Origin of the sequence: Rhodococcus indonesiensis (genome assembly GCF_047782815.1) — a bacterium.
Taxonomy (GTDB): Bacteria; Actinomycetota; Actinomycetes; order Mycobacteriales; family Mycobacteriaceae; genus Rhodococcus; species Rhodococcus indonesiensis.
This window is the reverse complement of record NZ_CP180630.1, coordinates 3834815-3851076: the sequence shown is the minus strand read 5'-3', so window position 1 is coordinate 3851076 and position 16262 is coordinate 3834815. Positions and strand designations below refer to the sequence as shown.

Below are 16262 nucleotides of genomic sequence, written 5' to 3'. Positions count from 1 at the left end.
CCGCGACCGGGCGACGAGGAGAGTACACGATGGCGTTCGCTGGCAATGTCGACGAGCTGGCTCTGCTGCAGACGGTGCGGCTGAAGCAGACCGTCACCGCGGAAGTGATCGCGGCGCACCTCGGGGTGTCCGTCGCGTCCGGGCGGGCGGCGTTCGACGCCCTCGTCGCCCAGGGCAAGGCCAAGGAGACCGGCGACGGCATCTCCCTGACCGACGCGGGGGCCGCGGAACTGACCGATCAGCTCGACGCGGAGCGCGTCTCGATCGACGAGGATTCCCTCGCGGAGCTGTTCGAACAGTTCGGGCCGCTCGACGACGCGCTCACCGCGCTGCTCGCCGACCCGGAATCGGCCAACTTCCTCGACGAACTGATCGAGCTGGACCGCAAGGCGCAGAATCTCTTCGACGACGTGTCGGCCTTCGTTCCGCGTCTGTCGCGCTACCAGGACCTGTTCGCCGAGGCGCTCGGGAAGATCAAGTCCGGCGCGCTGGCATGGGCGACGGCGCCGAACATCGACTCGTACGCGACCGTGTGGCGCGAGATGCGCGCCGAACTCGCCGGCGCCGCCGGTCACTGACGCGCCCGTCACCGGAACGCGGCGACGAAGCGCCGCTGCCCCGGTGTCTCCACTGCTCGGCGCGAATAGTGCTCGCGCACATAGGCAACCGCCTCGGTGGGCGGCACGCCGTCGAGGATCGCCAGGCAGGCCAGGGCGGTGCCCGTGCGTCCGCGGCCCCCGCCGCAGGCGACTTCGACGCGTTCGGCCGCGCACCGCTCCCATGCCTCGTACAGAATCCGGCGGGCGGCCCGGGGATCGGCGGGGAGCCGGAAGTCGGGCCAGCGGATCCACCGGGCCTCCCACGGGACCGTCGGCGGTTTCCGGCCGGTGAGGTAGACCCCGAGTCCGGGGCGCGGGCCGGGCGGGAGGGGCCGGCGGACGCCGCGGCCCCGAACGTACCGGCCCGACGGTAGCGCCAAGATGCCCGGCGTGGCCGGGTCCCAGGTCGTCGCCATGGACGGAGCGTAGACGGCCCGGGTGCGATCGGTCTGCCCGCCGGCCGCGCTACCGGGTGCCCGACGACGTGTCCTAGTCATTCGTTCGCCGAACTACGTGATCCGGCTCACAGCCACCCCCCTTTCGGGGGTGGTGGGGGAGTGAGGCGGATCACTACCTTTCCTTCCATCCCGCGGCGCAGGTCCGCCGCGGCTCGGACGGAAATACGGAGGACAGACGTGACCACAGTGTCGACACCGGGGGCCGAACCCCCCGTGGTACCGGCGGGGCACAAGCCCGCCGCGCCGACCGCTCCCGCCCCGGGCGGCCCCGGCATCCGACGCGTCGCCATCGCCAGCTGCATCGGCACCACCATCGAGTTCTACGACTTCTTCATCTACGGAACCGCCGCAGCCCTGGTCTTCCCGACGGTGTTCTTCCCGGCGCTCGGCGCCACCGCCGGTACGGTCGCCTCGTTCGCGACCTTCGCCGTCGCCTTCATCGCGCGCCCGGTCGGCGCCATGCTGTTCGGGCACTTCGGTGACCGCATCGGCCGCAAGAAGACCCTCGTCTCCACCCTGCTGCTGATGGGCATCTCGACCCTGCTCATCGGATTGCTCCCGAGCGCCGAGACGATCGGCGTCGCCGCCCCGATCATCCTCGTGCTGCTGCGCTTCGCGCAGGGCTTCGCCGTCGGCGGGGAATGGGCCGGCGCGACCCTGCTCACCGCCGAGTACGCGCCACCGGGCAAACGCGGCCTGTATGCGATGTTCCCGCAACTCGGTCCGGCCATCGCCTTCGCCCTGTCGAGTGGCACCTTCCTGTTCACCGGCCTGGCCCTCGGCGACACCAACGAGGCGTTCCTCGACTACGGTTGGCGAATCCCGTTCCTGCTCAGCATCGTTCTCGTGGCCGTCGGTCTCTACATGCGTCTCGCCATCCAGGAGACCCCGGTGTTCCAGGCCGAGCGAGAGGCCCGCGCCGCCGCCCCGGTCGAGAAGCGCACCCTGCCGTTCCTCGACGCCCTGCGCTACCAGACCAAGGAGATCCTCCTCTCGGCCGGCGCCCTGGCGATCATGTTCGCGTTCTTCTACATGGGCACCGCGTACCTGACCAGCTACGCGACCAAGACCCTCGGCTTCTCCCGGCCGTTCGTCCTGACCGTCGGCATCATCTCGTCGCTCGTGTTCGGCGCCGCGATCGTGCTCTCCGCCCTCTACTCCGACCGGGTCGGACGCCGTCGCGTCATCATGATCTCGTGCGGCTTCTCCGTCGTCTGGGCGCTGGCGCTGTTCCCGCTGCTCGACACCGGATCGCCGGTCGCGTTCGTCGTCGGCATGATGGTCACCCTGGCCATCTTCGGCATCGCCTACGGCCCGTGCGGTGCGCTGCTACCGGAGATGTTCCAGACCCGGTACCGGTACACCGGCGCCGGACTCGGCTACAACCTCGCCGGCGTCCTCGGCGGTGCGATCCCGCCCATGCTGGCCGCGCCCCTGGCCGCGTCCTACGGCGGCATCGCCATCGGCGTCATGCTCTCCGTGCTCGGCGTGCTGAGCTTCGTGTGCACGAAGGCTCTCGTCGAGACCCGGGACCGAGCGCTCTGATCCCGCCGGCGCCCTCCCCGACATTCCGGGGAGGGCGCCTCGTGCTGTCAGCACCCCGTCAACTGTCCAGAATCCGAACACCTGTGGCCCCGGATCGGCGAGCATGGTGGACGGAGTCCTCGAGACCCCGTCGCTCGTCCCGGGCCGCGCACACTGCAGGAGCACCAATGACCGGTTTCACCACACCCGAACTGCCCAGCTACACCTCGGGGGCGTGGAACACCCCGCTGCTCGGGGACACGATCGGTGACAACTTCGACCGCACCGTCGCCCGGCACGGCGAGCGGGACGCGCTCGTCGACCGTGCCGCCGGCCGGCGCTGGACCTACACCGAACTCGCCGCCGAGGTCGACGCCCTCGCGTTCGGACTGCTGCGGGCCGGTATCGGCAAGGGCGACCGGGTGGGCATCTGGGCGCCCAACTGCGCCGAGTGGGTGTTCGTCCAGTACGCCACCGCGAAGATCGGCGCGATCCTGGTCAACATCAACCCGGCCTACCGCTCGCACGAACTGCAGTACGTGCTCACCCAGGCCGGAATCCGGATGCTGGTCGCGGCCCCGAGCTTCAAGACGTCCGACTACGCGGCGATGATCGGCGAGGTGCGGGGCAACTGCCCGGATCTCGAACAGGTCGTGCTGCTCGGCTCCCCCGACTGGGACGAGCTCGGCGCGTCCGGGCGCGCCGCACTCGCCGACGACCGCACCCGGCTCGACGCCGCGCAGCGCGATCTGTCGGCCGACGACCCGATCAACATCCAGTACACGTCCGGCACGACCGGATTCCCCAAGGGCGCCACCCTCAGCCACCACAACATCCTCAACAACGGGTTCTTCGTGGGCGAGCTGTGCCACTACACCGAGCAGGACAAGGTGTGCATCCCGGTGCCCTTCTACCACTGCTTCGGCATGGTGATGGGCAATCTGGCCTGCACCAGCCACGGCGCGACGATGGTGATCCCGGGACCGGCCTTCGACCCGACCCAGACCCTGGCCGCCGTCGCCGAGGAACGCTGCACCTCCCTGTACGGGGTGCCGACGATGTTCATCGCCGAGCTCGCCGACCCGGGTTTCGACCGCTACGACCTGTCGAGCCTGCGCACCGGCATCATGGCGGGCTCCCCGTGCCCGGTCGAGGTGATGAAGCAGGTCATCGAGCGGATGGGCATGACCGAGGTCTCCATCTGCTACGGCATGACCGAGACCTCGCCGGTGTCGCTGCAGACCCGCAGCGACGACACCATCGACCAGCGGGTGTCCACCGTCGGCCGCGTCGGCCCGCATCTCGAGGTCAAGATCGTCGATCCGGCCACGGGCCTGACCGTCCCGCGCGGCGAGCCGGGGGAGCTGTGCACCCGAGGCTACTCGGTGATGCTCGGCTACTGGAACCAGCCCGACAAGACCGCCGAGGCCGTCGACGCGGCCCGGTGGATGCACACCGGCGACATCGGTGTCATGGACGCCGAGGGGTACGTCTCGGTCACCGGCCGCATCAAGGACATGGTCATCCGCGGCGGTGAGAACATCTACCCGCGCGAGATCGAGGAGTTCCTCTACACCCACCCGGACATCCTCGACGCCCAGGTCGTCGGGGTGCCCGACGAGAAGTACGGGGAGGAGCTCATGGTGTGGATCCGGATGCGGGAGGGGGCGGCGCCGCTCGACGCGCAGTCGCTGCGCGAGTACTGCACGGGCAAGCTCGCGCACTACAAGATCCCCCGCTACGTGCACATCGTCGACGAGTTCCCGATGACGGTGACCGGCAAGATCCGCAAGGTCGAGATGCGGGAGATGTCGACGGCCCTGCTCGGGGAGGCCGGGCAGGGGTGAACGGTCTGCGGCCGGAGATCGCGCTGTCCTGGAAGCGCTCACAGTTGAGCGGGATAGACCCGGGACGGCTTCCCGAACCGACGCTGCTGGGCCCCTCGGACGCGGCCGGGCGGCTGCTCGATGCCGCCCGGCCGGTGCTCGACGAGCTGCGCACACAGCTCGCCGGCACGGGCTGCTGCATCCTCCTCGTGGACCGGGACTGCCGGATCGTGGCCCGGTTGTTCGACTCGGCACCCATGCAGCGGGCCATGGAGGAGATCGGCGTGGTCCCCGGCGCCGCCCTGAGCGAGGACACCTACGGCACCAACGCTCTCGGCACCCCGTTCGAAGTGCGGCAGAGCCTCGTGGTGCACGGCGAAGAGCACTACCTCGAGTCCCTCAAGGACTTCAGCTGCTACGGGCATCCACTCGTGCATCCGGTCACCCGCCGCATCGAAGGCATCCTCGACATCACCGCCGCCGGCAAGACGGCCAATCCGCTGTTCGCGCCGTTCCTCGCCCGGGCGGCCCGCGACATCGAGGCACGGCTGCTCGAGGGCGCCCGCGAGTCCGACCGCCGGGTCGTCGACGCGTTCCAGCGGGCCGCGCAGCAGCGCGGCGTCGCGGTCGCGGCCATGGGCGAGGACATCATGCTCACCAACAAGGCCGCCGTCGAACTGCTCCTACCCGCCGATCACGCAGCCCTGCGCGCGATCGCGGTCGATCTACCCGCCGGGGAGTCCCGCACCATGGATTTCGCGCTGTCCGCCGGCGGCAGCACCCGGTTGCGGATCGACCGCATCCCGGGCATCGGCAGCGGCGCGCTGTTCCTGCTCGACGCCTCCGGGGCACGCGAACCCGTGCCCCGCAGCGATGTCGCGCAGGATGTGACGACGCGGCTGCGGCGACGGCTCGGGCGGCTGCGCGACGGCGCCGGTGGCGTGGCGATCGTCGGTGAGCCCGGGAGTGGACGAACTTGGGCTGCAAGGGAACTCGTCCGGGGTGAGGGCACGTTCCTGGACGCCGCCCGGATCGTCGGTGAGGGTGAACGCGAATGGTCGGCCCGGTTGCTCACGGTCGCGGCCGCCGCGACGGACCGCGGATTCGTGGTCGTCGAACACGTGCACCTGGCTCCGGATCCGGTGCCGGCGCTGCTCTCGTCGATGCTCTCCGACCCGGCCGCACCGCGGCTCGTGCTCACAGCCGACCCCCTCGACGACATCCGCCCGCCGGTACGGGAACTGCTGGCACGCTGCCCCGGTCAGGTCCGGGTCCCGGCCCTGCGGCAACGGATCCGGGAGCTCGGTGACCTGGCCGCCGCGCTCGCACAGGAACTCGGCCGAGGAGATCTGCGCCTGGGCCCGAGTGCCCTGACGGCCTTGTCGGAACGTTCGTGGCCCGGCAACCTCGCCGAGCTGCGGGCGGTGCTCGCCGCCGTCCCGGTGCGGGAGTCCCCACTGCCGGTGCGACGAGAGGATCTGCCGGTCGACTACCGGGCGACGAGTCGGGTCTCCCGCCTGGGCGGGCGCGAGCGCGCCGAGCGGGAGGCCATCATCGAGGCGTTGCGTGAGAGCGGCGGCAACAAGGTGCACGCCGCGGCGCAGCTCGGCATCAGCCGCACCACGCTCTACAGCCGGATCCGCGCGCTCGGCATCGCGGGCTGACGGTCGTATGCGCATGTGCGCACTGTCCAATCCTTGAACAGTTCCCGCGGTCCCACCCGAAGCAGTATGACCCGTGTCACACTACTTCAGGAGGTTGGGCATGACAGCTGTTGCCGAGCACATCGTCGCTCCGCGGGTCCGGGAATTCCTCTCCGGACCCAAGCAGCTCTACATCGGCGGCGAATGGCTCGACGCTGCCTCGGGCCGCGTCTTCGCGACCTACGACCCCGCGACCGGGGACAAGCTCACCGACGTCGCCCACGGCGGCGCCGAGGACGTCGACCGGGCCGTGCGGGCCGCCCGCAAGGCCTTCGACGAGGGCCCCTGGGCGACGATGAAGGCCGCCGAGCGGGAGCGCATGATCTGGCGGGTCGGTGATCTGCTCACCGAACGTGCCGAGGAGTTCGGCCAACTCGAAGCGCTCGACAACGGCAAATCCGCCGTGATCGCCGCGGCCGTGGACACGGCGTGGTCGGCGGACATCTTCCGCTACTACGCCGGGTGGGCCACCAAGATCGAGGGCAGCACGGTGAACGTCACGATGCCGTTCGTGCCCGGCGGTGAGTTCCACGCCTACACGCTGCGCGAACCGGTGGGCGTGTGCGGACTCATCGTGCCCTGGAACTTCCCGCTGCTGATGGCCGCGTTCAAGCTCGCCCCAGCCCTGGCCGCCGGCAACACGGTCATCCTCAAGCCCGCGGAGCAGACGCCGCTCACCGCGCTGCTGCTCGCCGAGATCTTCGAAGAGGCCGGGTTCCCGCCCGGGGTGGTGAACATCGTGCCCGGCTTCGGTGACGCCGGCGCCGCCCTTGCCGCGCACGACGACGTCGACAAGATCGCCTTCACCGGGTCCACCGAGGTGGGCAAGAAGGTCGTCGACGCCGCCAAGGGGAACCTGAAGAAGGTCTCGCTCGAACTCGGCGGCAAGAGCCCGAACATCGTCTTCGCCGACGCCGACTTCGATGCGGCCGTGCAGGGTTCCCTCGATGCGTGGCTGTTCAACCACGGCCAGTGCTGCGTTGCCGGCACCCGCCTGTTCGTCGAGCGCCCCCTGTTCGAGAAGTTCACCGAGGCCGTCGCCGAGGCCGCAAGCAAGGTGAAGATCGGACCCGGTCTCGACCCGGCCACCCAGCTCGGCCCACTGGTCTCCCAGGAGCAGCTGGATCGGGTCACCGGGTATCTGCGTGAGGGGCTGACCGATGGGGCGCGCGCCCTCACCGGGGGAAAGCGTTGGGGCGACAAGGGCTTCTTCGTCGAGCCGACCGTGCTGGTGGACGTGCAGCCCGATTTCAGCGTGGTGCGCGAGGAGATCTTCGGTCCGGTCGTCGCCGCCATGCCCTTCGACGCCGACGACGGCATCTCCGCCGCCGCCAACGACTCGATCTACGGACTGGCCGCGGGCATCTGGACGCGGGACCTGTCGAAGGCGCACCGCACCGCGCGGCGGCTCAAGGCCGGTTCGGTGTGGATCAACCAGTACAACGGCTTCGACACCGCCATGCCGTTCGGCGGGTTCAAGCAGTCCGGATGGGGACGTGAGCTCGGTGCGGGAGCGCTGGACCTCTACACCCAGACCAAAGCCGTGAACATCGCCCTCTGAGCCGACCCACACCCCGACACACCCGAGGAGAACAACGATGAAGACCAAAGCTGCAGTCCTGCTCGAGACCGGCAAGCCCTTCGAGATCATGGAACTCGACCTCGACGGCCCCGGCCCCGGCGAGGTGCTGATCAAGTACACCGCGGCGGGGCTGTGCCACTCGGACCTGCACCTGACCGACGGGGACCTGCCCCCGCGCTTCCCGATCGTCGGCGGTCACGAGGGCTCCGGCATCATCGAGGAGGTCGGTCCCGGTGTCACCAAGGTCAAGCCGGGCGATCACGTCGTGTGCAGCTTCATCCCGAACTGCGGCACCTGCCGGTACTGCTCGACGGGCCGGCAGAACCTGTGCGACATGGGCGCGACCATCCTGGAGGGCTGCATGCCGGACGGCTCGTTCCGGTTCCATTCCGGGAGCACCGACTTCGGCGCGATGTGCATGCTCGGCACGTTCGCCGAGCGCGCGACCATCTCGCAGCACTCGGTGGTCAAGGTCGACGACTGGCTCCCGCTCGAGACCGCCGTCCTCGTCGGCTGCGGTGTGCCGTCCGGCTGGGGCACCGCGGTGTACGCCGGGGACGTCCGCTCCGGCGACATCGTCGTGATCTACGGCATCGGCGGCCTCGGCATCAACGCCGTCCAGGGTGCCGTGCACGCGGGCGCCAAGTACGTCGTGGTCGTCGACCCGGTGGAGTTCAAGCGCGAGACCGCCCTGAAGTTCGGGGCCACGCACGCGTTCGCCAGTGCCGCCGAGGCGGCCGAGAAGGTCAACGAGCTGAGCTGGGGCCAGGGCGCCGACGCCGCCCTGATCCTCGTGGGCACCGTCGACGAGGAGGTCGTCTCGGCGGCGACCTCGATCGTCGGCAAGGGCGGCACCGTCGTCATCACCGGCCTGGCCAATCCGGAGAAGCTGACCGTGCACGTGTCCGGAACGGAACTGACCCTGTTCCAGAAGACCATCAAGGGCTCGCTGTTCGGCTCGGCCAACCCGCAGTACGACATCGTGCGGCTGCTGCGCCTGTACGACGCGGGCCAGCTGAAGCTCGACGAGCTGGTCACCCATCGGTACAGCCTCGAGGAGGTCAACCAGGGCTACCAGGACCTGCGCGACGGCAAGAACATCCGCGGAGTCATCGTGCACGACGCGTGATCCCTGGGCCCCGGCCGTCCCGGCCGGGGCCCACCCGCGCGGCCCGCCGCAACATTTTGCAGAAGATTTACCGGAACTCACCCGAAACGTGCATGTTCCGCGCACTCTGGGGCATACCGTCCCCACGGTTCGATGTTCCGAGAGAGGAGCCCGTGATGGGAGAAATCATCGGCACGATCATCTTCGGTGCGGTCATCGGTGTGCTCGCACGGCTGGTGATTCCGGGGAAGCAGGCGATGGGTTGGATCATCACCGTCGTCATCGGCATCATCGGCGCTCTGATCGGTTACTGGATCTGGGGTCTGATCAGTGATCAGGGTGATACGCCAGGTATCGACTGGTGGCGGTGGATCATCAGTATCGCCGTCGCGGCGGCGCTGACGCTGGCCTACACCTCGATGACGAGGGACAAGGTCCGGTAGTCGCAGTACCGGTAGCAGCAGTACCGGTAGCAGCAGTGCCGGTAAGTGCAGCACGACGGGAGCCCCGTCCGGTCATCCGGGCGGGGCTCCGTGCCTGTTCAGGCGCCGGATTCGGGGCGCTCTGCGCCCAGCGCGGCCAGGGTCATGCGCCGCAACACCGCTCGCGTTGCGGCAGGCGAGGACCGGTCGGCGCTGTGCGGTGTCGAGTTGATGAGCCCGAACGCTGCGTGCGCCATGGTCCGTGCATCGGACTCTCCCAGAGTGGGGTCGAGGCGGCGCAGGACGCCCACCCACAGCTCGACGTACCGTCGCTGGGTCTGGCGCACCTCCCTGCGGGCGTCCTCCGGCAGGGACTGCAGCTCCCGGTCCTGCACCCGGATCAGGTCCGGTTCCCCGAGCGCGAAGTCGAGGTGGAAGTCCACCAGCCGGTCGAGCGTGCGGCGGGGATCGTCGGTGTGGTCGACCACGTCGGTGCCGCCGGCCAGCAGACGGCGGCTGATGTCGACCAGCAGCTCGACGAGCAGCGCGTCCTTGTTGGGGAAGTGCCGGTAGACGGCGGGGCCGCTGATGCCCACCGCAGCCCCGAGGTCCTCGAGTCGTACGCCGTTGAATCCGCGTTCGGCGACGAGTCGTGCGGCGGCCTGGAGCAGCTGCCGCCGCCGGTCGGCCTTGGCCCGGCCGCGTGCGGTGAGCAGCTGTTCGTCGGTGTCCGGCTTCAAGTCCGTCATCGGCCGCACCGTTCCTTCCTGACGTGGTCTGGACAACTCAGTTAATCACAGCTAACCTCATTTTCAGTTATCGAGTATTAACTCAGGCGCCCACCCCAAGGCGAGGACTGAACTGTGACAACCCCCCCGACAACCGCTGCGCGGACCTACCGCGAGCAGCATGTCCAGCTGGTCACCGAGCTGCGCGACAAGCTCGCGACCGCCGCGCTCGGCGGCAGCGAGAAGGCCCGGGAACGGCACGTCGCCCGCGGGAAGCTGCTGCCCCGCGAGCGCGTCGACGCCCTGCTCGATCCCGGCAGCGCATTCCTCGAGATCGCGCCGCTGGCCGCGAACGGCATGTACGACGACGAATGCCCCGGTGCCGGAATGATCGCCGGCATCGGCCGGGTGTCCGGCCGCGAGTGCGTGATCGTCGCGAACGACGCCACGGTCAAGGGCGGCACCTACTACCCGGTGACGGTGAAGAAGCATCTGCGGGCGCAGGAGATCGCCCTGCAGAACCAGCTGCCGTGCCTGTACCTGGTCGACTCCGGCGGGGCGTTCCTGCCGCGGCAGGACGAGGTGTTCCCCGACCGCGAGCACTTCGGCCGCATCTTCTACAACCAGGCCACCATGAGCGCCAAGGGGATCCCGCAGATCGCCGCGGTCCTCGGCTCGTGCACCGCGGGCGGCGCCTACGTGCCGGCGATGAGCGACGAGGCCGTCATCGTCCGCAACCAGGGCACCATCTTCCTCGGCGGGCCGCCACTGGTGAAGGCCGCCACCGGCGAGGTCGTCACCGCGGAGGAACTCGGCGGCGGCGACCTGCACTCGAAGGTCTCCGGTGTCACCGACCACCTCGCCGAGGACGACCGCGACGCGCTGAACAGGGTGCGCGCCATCGTCGCCACGTTCGGGCCCCGCACCCCCCGGCCGTGGGACGTCGCGCCGACGTTCGCGCCCGCTGCGGATCCGGCGGAGCTGTACGACGTGGTGCCCACCGACCCGCGCACCCCCTACGACGTGCACGAGGTCATCGAGCGCATCGTCGACGGCGACCCGACCGGACCCGGTTCGAGCTTCGCCGAGTTCAAGGCCGAGTACGGCAAGACCCTGGTCACCGGGTTCGCGCGGATCCACGGCCACCCCGTCGGCATCATCGCCAACAACGGCGTGCTGTTCGGCGAATCCGCCCAGAAGGGCGCGCACTTCATCGAGCTGTGCGACAAGCGCTCGATCCCGCTGCTGTTCCTGCAGAACATCTCCGGGTTCATGGTCGGGCGGGACTACGAGGCCGGCGGCATCGCCAAGCACGGCGCCAAGATGGTCACCGCGGTCGCGTGCGCGCGGGTGCCGAAGCTGACCGTCGTCGTCGGCGGCTCCTACGGCGCCGGCAACTACTCGATGTGCGGGCGGGCGTACTCGCCCCGGTTCCTGTGGATGTGGCCCAACGCGCGCATCTCGGTGATGGGCGGCGAGCAGGCCGCCTCCGTGCTGGCGACGGTGCGTTCCGACCAGCTCGACGCGTCCGGCACGCCCTGGACCGCCGAGCAGGAGGAGGCGTTCAAGGCCCCGATCCGCGAACAGTACGAGCACCAGGGCAACCCCTACTACTCGACCGCGCGGCTGTGGGACGACGGCATCATCGACCCCGCCGACACGCGGGAAGTTCTCGGCCTGGCCCTGTCGGCGTGTGCGAACGCGCCCCTCGAGCCGGTTTCCTACGGCGTCTTCCGGATGTGAGGCAGTTGAACATGTTCGATACCACCGGCCGAGCCGGGATATTCCATACCGTTCTGGTCGCCAACCGCGGGGAGATCGCGGTGCGGGTGATCCGCACGCTGCGGCAGATGGGGATCCGTTCCGTCGCCGTCTACAGCGACGCCGACGCCGGCGCCCGCCACGTGCGCGAGGCCGACACCGCGGTGCGTCTGGGTCCCGCCGCCGCGCGGGAGAGCTACCTCGACATCACCAAGGTGATCGATGCCGCGCGGCGCACCGGCGCACAGGCGATCCACCCCGGCTACGGCTTCCTGTCCGAGAACTCGGGCTTCGCCCAGGCCTGCGCCGACGCCGGAATCGTGTTCCTCGGCCCGCCCGCCAAGGCCATCGAGGTCATGGGCGACAAGATCACCGCCAAGAACGCCGTCGCCGCGTTCGACGTGCCGGTGGTCCCGGGCATCTCCCGGCCCGGCCTGACCGACGACGAACTGATCGCCGCCGCGGAAGACATCGGGTATCCGGTGCTGATCAAGCCGTCCGCCGGGGGCGGCGGCAAGGGCATGCGCCTGGTCACCGAATCCGGTCAGCTCGCCGAGGCGCTCGCCTCGGCGCGACGCGAGGCGGCCTCGGCGTTCGGCGACGACACCCTGTTCCTCGAGCGGTTCGTCCAGCGACCGCGGCACATCGAGGTGCAGATCCTCGCCGACACCCACGGCAACGTCGTGCACCTCGGCGAACGTGAGTGCAGCCTGCAGCGCCGCCACCAGAAGGTGATCGAGGAAGCCCCGTCGGCGCTGCTCGACGAGGCCACCCGCGCCCGGATCGGCGAAGCGGCGTGCAACACCGCCCGCAGCGTCGACTACACCGGTGCCGGCACGGTCGAGTTCATCGTCTCCGCGGACGCACCGGACGAGTTCTTCTTCATGGAGATGAACACCCGCCTGCAGGTCGAGCACCCCGTGACCGAGCTGGTCACCGGACTGGACCTGGTGGAGTGGCAGGTGCGCGTCGCCGCCGGTGAGGCGCTCGGCTTCGCCCAGGACGAGATCACCCTGACCGGGCATGCGATCGAGGCCCGCGTCTACGCCGAGGACCCCGCCCGCGGGTTCCTGCCCACCGGCGGCCACGTCGCCGGCGTCGTCGAACCCTCCGGTCCGGGGATCCGGGTCGACTCCGGTCTCGAGGTGGGCACGGTCGTCGGCAGCGATTACGACCCGATGCTGTCGAAGGTGATCGCGCACGGACCCGACCGGGCCGCCGCGCTGCGCCGTCTCGACCGGGCCCTGGCCGACACCGCGGTCCTGGGAGTGGTCACCAACATCGACTTCGCCCGTTTCCTGCTCGCCGACCCCGACGTGCAGGCCGGGAACCTCGACACCGGCCTGCTCGACCGCCGTCTCGGCGACTACGCCGCCCCGGACACCCCCGATGCGGTGCTCGTCGCCGCGGCCGCGCACCGGTGGCTGCGACGCTGGCCCGCCGCGTCGAGCCAGTCCCCGGTCGATCCGTGGGACCGGCCCACCGGCTGGCGGGTCGGCGGATTCGCGCCGACCACGGTGCGGCTGCACACCCCCACCCGCACCGACCACGTGCACCTGTCCGGCACCCCGGAAGCCGCCATTGCACGGATCGAGGACGGGCCGGACCGGGTGCTCACCGCTCGGCTCGAGGGGGATCGCCTCGCCGTCACGCTCGACGGGGTGCGCTCGGTGTTCCGCGTCGCCGAGGACGACGGCCAGCTGTGGCTCGCCGGCGACGGCGGCACCTGGCCCGTGCGCGAGGCCCGCGAAGCGAACATCCGCGGCGCCGACGCCCACGCCGGTGAGGCCGAGCTGACCAGCCCGATGCCCGGCACCGTGATCGCCGTGTCCGTCGAACAGGGCGCTGCCGTCACCGCCGGCGCGACCGTCGTCGTGGTCGAGGCGATGAAGATGGAGCACGCCCTGACCACGCCGGTCGACGGCACCGTCGAACTTCTCGTCGCCCCCGGGGACCAGGTCAAGGTCGACCAGCTCCTCGCCCGCGTCGTTCCCACCGACACCAACGAAAGCTAGGACACAGCAGCGATGACCGACTACCTCTCCACCGGACAGCTTCCCGAGGACTACCGGGACCTCAAGGACACCGTCGCCGACTTCGCCCAGAGCGTCGTCGCGCCCGTCGCCGCCGAGCACGACGCCAACCACACCTTTCCGTACGAGGTCGTCAAGGGCATGGCCGATCTCGGCCTGTTCGGGCTGCCGTTCCCCGAGGAGTACGGGGGACAGGGCGGCGACTACTTCGCGCTGTGCCTCGCCCTCGAGGAACTCGGGAAGGTCGACCAGTCCGTGGCCATCACCCTCGAGGCCGGCGTCTCGCTCGGCGCCATGCCGATCTACCGCTTCGGCACCGAGGAGCAGAAGCGCAAGTGGCTGCCGCAGCTCGCGGCCGGCCGGGCCCTGGGCGCGTTCGGCCTGACCGAGCCCGGCGCGGGCAGCGACGCCGGCGGCACCAAGACCACTGCCAAGCTCGACGGTGATCAGTGGATCATCAACGGCAGCAAGCAGTTCATCACCAACTCGGGCACCGACATCACCGAGATCGTCACCGTCACCGCCGTCACCGGCGAGCGGGACGGCAAGAAGGAGATCTCCACGATCGTCGTGCCCACCGACACCCCCGGCTTCGTCGCCGAGCCCGCCTACAACAAGGTCGGCTGGAACGCCTCGGACACCCATCCGCTGAGCTTCACCGATGTGCGGGTCCCGGCGGAGAACCTGCTCGGGGAGCGGGGCCGCGGCTACGCGAACTTCCTGCGCATCCTCGACGAGGGCCGCATCGCGATCGCCGCGCTGTCCACCGGTGCCGCGCAGGGCTGCGTCGACGAGTCCGTCAAGTACGCGAAGGAACGCGAGGCCTTCGGCCGCCCCATCGGGCGGAACCAGGCGATCGCCTTCAAGATCGCCCGGATGGAGGCACGGGCTCATGCCGCCCGCGCCGCGTACTACGACGCCGCGGCCCTGATGCTGGCCGGCAAGCCGTTCAAGAAGCAGGCTGCCATCGCCAAGCTGGTCGCGTCGGAGGCGGCGATGGACAACGCGCGCGACGCGACGCAGATCCACGGCGGCTACGGCTTCATGAACGAGTACGCCGTCGCACGGCACTACCGGGACAGCAAGATCCTCGAGATCGGCGAGGGCACCACCGAGGTCCAGCTCATGCTGGTGGCGCGGGAGCTCGGCCTGTGAGCGCCCGGGTCACCCAGCGAGGACTGTGGTTCGAGGAATTCGAGGTCGGTACGGTGTACGAGCACCGCCCCGGCCGCACCGTCACCGAGGCCGACAACGTCGCGTTCACCACGATGACGATGAACACGCAGGCGCTGCACCTCGACGCCGCCTACAGCGCGGGCACCGAATTCGGTGAGCGCCTGGTGAATTCGATGTTCACCCTGTCCACGCTCGTCGGTCTGTCGGTGGCACAGCTGACCCAGGGCACGATCGTCGCCAACCTCGGGTTCTCGGAGATCAAGTTCCCCGCCCCGGTCCGCCACGGCGACACCCTCTACGCCGAGACGCTGGTCACCGACAAGCGTGCGTCCAAGTCTCGTCCCGGGCAGGGGATCGTCACGCTCGAGCACACGGCCCGCAACCAGCGCGGCGACGTCGTCGCGGTCGCGGTGCGCCAAACGCTGGTCCAGTGCCGTCCGGCCGGGGAGGAGCAGGCATGAGGACCGTGCCCACCGTGGGCGGCACCGCGTGGTTGTTCTGTCCGGCGGATCGGCCGGAGCGGTTCGGTAAGGCGGCTGCGACGGCGGACGTGGTGATCCTCGATCTCGAGGACGGGGTGGCGCCGGGGGACAAGGACTACGCCCGCAAGTGCCTGCGGGACACGGTCCTCGATCCCGCTCGCACGGTGGTGCGGCTCAATCCCGCCGGTACGTCCGACCATCTCGCCGACCTCGACGCCCTCGACCGGACCCCGTACACCCGGGTGATGCTGGCGAAGTGCGAGTCGGCGCAGCAGGTGACGTCGTTGGCGCCGCGGGAGGTGGTGGCGTTGATCGAGTCGCCGTTGGGGGCGTTGAAGGTCGACGAGATCGCGTTGGCGGCCGGGACGGTCGGTCTGATGTGGGGGGCGGAGGATCTCGTCGTGGGTCTGGGCGGGCAGTCGTCGCGCCGGGCCGACGGGACGTATCGGGATGTGGCGCGGCATGTGCGCTCGCAGGCGTTGCTGGCGGCGAAGGCATACGGGCGGTTCGCGTTGGATTCGGTGTTTCTCGACATCCGGGATCACGAGGGGTTGCGGGACGAGGCGCTCGATGCGGTGGCGGTGGGGTTCGATGCGAAGGTGGCGATCCATCCGGGTCAGGTGGGGGTGATCCGGTCGGCGTATGCGCCGAGTGAGCAGGATGTGGCGTGGGCGCGGCGGGTGCTGGCGGCGGTGCCGGAGGAGCGGGGGGTGTTCCAGTTCGAGGGCCGGATGGTCGATGCGCCGGTGCTGCGGCACGCCGAGCAGATCCTGCACCGCGCCGAGCAGTCCGCCGCGGCCGCCGACCGCTGACCGCATCGCCGACGGATCCGCGCGACCCCCGGTCGTCCGCGCCCGAAA

Annotated in this window: 14 protein-coding genes; 12 read left to right on the top strand and 2 right to left on the bottom strand. The window is 69.9% G+C overall.

The window, feature by feature from the left end; all coding sequences use genetic code 11:
• Nucleotides 1–29: 29 nt before the first annotated feature.
• Nucleotides 30–578 carry a hypothetical protein gene (locus ACM26Y_RS17510; protein ID WP_289378797.1) on the top strand — a complete coding sequence of 183 codons (549 nt, stop codon included), beginning with the start codon at nucleotides 30–32 and terminating at the stop codon, nucleotides 576–578.
• An 8-nt stretch (nucleotides 579–586) separates the two neighbouring features.
• Here ACM26Y_RS17510 and ACM26Y_RS17505 read toward each other — a convergent pair whose 3' ends face one another.
• Complete coding sequence (locus ACM26Y_RS17505) at nucleotides 587–1015, bottom strand: protein-tyrosine phosphatase family protein (protein WP_416061470.1); 429 nt, start codon at nucleotides 1013–1015, stop codon at nucleotides 587–589.
• Between the two features lie 219 nt (nucleotides 1016–1234).
• On the opposite strand from ACM26Y_RS17505, the gene ACM26Y_RS17500 reads away from it, so the two are divergent.
• From ACM26Y_RS17500 to ACM26Y_RS17475, 6 genes are all read left to right on the top strand, one after another.
• The gene (locus ACM26Y_RS17500; protein WP_416061469.1) at nucleotides 1235–2602 is read left to right on the top strand and encodes an MFS transporter; all 1368 of its coding nucleotides are present in this window, start codon (nucleotides 1235–1237) and stop codon (nucleotides 2600–2602) included.
• A gap of 167 nt (nucleotides 2603–2769) precedes the next feature.
• Nucleotides 2770–4428 (top strand): AMP-binding protein, encoded by a 1659-nt coding sequence (locus tag ACM26Y_RS17495; protein ID WP_416061468.1) that lies wholly within the window; start codon nucleotides 2770–2772, stop codon nucleotides 4426–4428.
• The gene (locus ACM26Y_RS17490) at nucleotides 4425–6071 is read left to right on the top strand and encodes a sigma-54-dependent Fis family transcriptional regulator (protein WP_416061467.1); all 1647 of its coding nucleotides are present in this window, start codon (nucleotides 4425–4427) and stop codon (nucleotides 6069–6071) included. The genes ACM26Y_RS17495 and ACM26Y_RS17490 overlap by 4 nt, the downstream gene beginning before the upstream one ends.
• A gap of 100 nt (nucleotides 6072–6171) precedes the next feature.
• Nucleotides 6172–7671, top strand: coding sequence for an aldehyde dehydrogenase family protein (locus ACM26Y_RS17485; protein ID WP_416061466.1), 1500 nt, complete (start codon nucleotides 6172–6174; stop codon nucleotides 7669–7671).
• Between the two features lie 37 nt (nucleotides 7672–7708).
• Nucleotides 7709–8821: an NDMA-dependent alcohol dehydrogenase gene (locus ACM26Y_RS17480; protein WP_054374119.1), complete on the top strand. Its 1113-nt coding sequence runs from the start codon at nucleotides 7709–7711 to the stop codon at nucleotides 8819–8821.
• 155 nt (nucleotides 8822–8976) lie between these two features.
• Nucleotides 8977–9243, top strand: coding sequence for a GlsB/YeaQ/YmgE family stress response membrane protein (locus tag ACM26Y_RS17475; RefSeq protein ID WP_054374118.1), 267 nt, complete (start codon nucleotides 8977–8979; stop codon nucleotides 9241–9243).
• 98 nt (nucleotides 9244–9341) lie between these two features.
• On the opposite strand, the gene ACM26Y_RS17470 is transcribed toward ACM26Y_RS17475, so the two are convergent.
• Complete coding sequence (locus ACM26Y_RS17470) at nucleotides 9342–9971, bottom strand: TetR/AcrR family transcriptional regulator (protein WP_416061465.1); 630 nt, start codon at nucleotides 9969–9971, stop codon at nucleotides 9342–9344.
• 114 nt (nucleotides 9972–10085) lie between these two features.
• Here ACM26Y_RS17470 and ACM26Y_RS17465 point away from each other — a divergent pair, with 114 nt between their 5' ends.
• From ACM26Y_RS17465 to ACM26Y_RS17445, 5 genes are read left to right on the top strand one after another with little or no spacing between them, the layout of a single operon-like run.
• Complete coding sequence (locus tag ACM26Y_RS17465; protein WP_003936310.1) at nucleotides 10086–11693, top strand: carboxyl transferase domain-containing protein; 1608 nt, start codon at nucleotides 10086–10088, stop codon at nucleotides 11691–11693.
• An 11-nt stretch (nucleotides 11694–11704) separates the two neighbouring features.
• Nucleotides 11705–13726 carry an acetyl-CoA carboxylase biotin carboxylase subunit gene (locus ACM26Y_RS17460; protein ID WP_416061464.1) on the top strand — a complete coding sequence of 674 codons (2022 nt, stop codon included), beginning with the start codon at nucleotides 11705–11707 and terminating at the stop codon, nucleotides 13724–13726.
• Nucleotides 13727–13738: 12 nt separating this feature from the next.
• Nucleotides 13739–14899 (top strand): acyl-CoA dehydrogenase family protein, encoded by a 1161-nt coding sequence (locus ACM26Y_RS17455; RefSeq protein ID WP_003936308.1) that lies wholly within the window; start codon nucleotides 13739–13741, stop codon nucleotides 14897–14899.
• Nucleotides 14896–15381: a MaoC family dehydratase gene (locus tag ACM26Y_RS17450; protein WP_416061463.1), complete on the top strand. Its 486-nt coding sequence runs from the start codon at nucleotides 14896–14898 to the stop codon at nucleotides 15379–15381. Before ACM26Y_RS17455 ends, ACM26Y_RS17450 begins: the two co-directional genes overlap by 4 nt.
• A complete protein-coding gene (locus ACM26Y_RS17445) occupies nucleotides 15378–16214 on the top strand; it encodes an HpcH/HpaI aldolase/citrate lyase family protein (protein ID WP_416061462.1) in 837 nt (278 codons plus the stop codon). The genes ACM26Y_RS17450 and ACM26Y_RS17445 overlap by 4 nt, the downstream gene beginning before the upstream one ends.
• Nucleotides 16215–16262 lie beyond the last annotated feature (48 nt).

Bases quoted from the DNA above. Each gene is read 5' to 3' on its own strand.
- ACM26Y_RS17510 (WP_289378797.1), top strand. From the start codon at position 30: ATGGCGTTCGCTGGCAATGTCGACGAGCTGGCTCTGCTGCAGACGGTG.
- ACM26Y_RS17505 (WP_416061470.1), bottom strand. From the start codon at position 1,015: ATGGCGACGACCTGGGACCCGGCCACGCCGGGCATCTTGGCGCTACCG.
- ACM26Y_RS17495 (WP_416061468.1), top strand. From the start codon at position 2,770: ATGACCGGTTTCACCACACCCGAACTGCCCAGCTACACCTCGGGGGCG.
- ACM26Y_RS17485 (WP_416061466.1), top strand. From the start codon at position 6,172: ATGACAGCTGTTGCCGAGCACATCGTCGCTCCGCGGGTCCGGGAATTC.
- ACM26Y_RS17480 (WP_054374119.1), top strand. From the start codon at position 7,709: ATGAAGACCAAAGCTGCAGTCCTGCTCGAGACCGGCAAGCCCTTCGAG.
- ACM26Y_RS17475 (WP_054374118.1), top strand. From the start codon at position 8,977: ATGGGAGAAATCATCGGCACGATCATCTTCGGTGCGGTCATCGGTGTG.
- ACM26Y_RS17470 (WP_416061465.1), bottom strand. From the start codon at position 9,971: ATGACGGACTTGAAGCCGGACACCGACGAACAGCTGCTCACCGCACGC.
- ACM26Y_RS17460 (WP_416061464.1), top strand. From the start codon at position 11,705: ATGTTCGATACCACCGGCCGAGCCGGGATATTCCATACCGTTCTGGTC.
- ACM26Y_RS17455 (WP_003936308.1), top strand. From the start codon at position 13,739: ATGACCGACTACCTCTCCACCGGACAGCTTCCCGAGGACTACCGGGAC.
- ACM26Y_RS17445 (WP_416061462.1), top strand. From the start codon at position 15,378: ATGAGGACCGTGCCCACCGTGGGCGGCACCGCGTGGTTGTTCTGTCCG.